The organism is Gemmobacter aquaticus, from assembly GCF_007859075.1.
Classification (GTDB): domain Bacteria; phylum Pseudomonadota; class Alphaproteobacteria; order Rhodobacterales; family Rhodobacteraceae; genus Gemmobacter; species Gemmobacter aquaticus.
In genome coordinates this window covers 1-624 of the sequence record NZ_VOAK01000018.1, presented here as the reverse complement: position 1 = coordinate 624, position 624 = coordinate 1, and the positions used below count along the sequence as shown (strand labels likewise).

Below are 624 nucleotides of genomic sequence, written 5' to 3'. Positions count from 1 at the left end.
GGCATGTCCTCGGCACTGGCCACCCGCACCACGAGGCCAAGCGGCCCGAAGACCTCTTCGCTCAGCGCGTGGTCGGCCATGAAGGCTTCGGCCGGAACCTCATAGAGGTTCGGGCTGGCCTCGCGGCCCAGGCTTTCGGTCGCCAGCACCGGGCGCACCGCATTGCGGCTGTCAAACCGCGCCTTGCCCTCGCGATAGGCCCGCGCGATCCCCTCGGTCAGCATGACCTGTGGCGCCACCGCCCGCAGCGCCTCGGCCATGGTGGCGACGAAGGCATCGCCCGCAGCCCCCGCCGGCACCACCGCAATGCCGGGGTTGGTGCAGAACTGCCCCGCGCCCATCGTCAGGCTGCCCGCCCAGCCCCGGGCGATTCCCTCGCCACGGGCCGACAATGCCTCGGGCAGAATGAACATCGGGTTAACAGAACCCAGCTCGCCAAAGAACGGGATCGGCTCGGGCCGCGCGGCGCAGAGATCAAAGAGCGCCCGCCCGCCCGCCAGTGAGCCGGTGAAGCCCACTGCCTTGATTAGGGGATTGGTAACGAGTGCCGTGCCAACATCCCGACGTCCGCCCTGAATCAGCGAGAACACACCGGAAGGGAGGTTGCAGGACAAAATCGCAGCA

At 68.4% G+C, this 624-nt stretch carries 1 protein-coding gene; it reads right to left on the bottom strand.

Features of this window, described 5'->3' with window-relative positions; all coding sequences use genetic code 11:
- A partial coding sequence (locus FQU74_RS09695; RefSeq protein ID WP_146286276.1) for an aldehyde dehydrogenase family protein occupies positions 1 to 624 on the bottom strand: 624 nt, incomplete at both ends.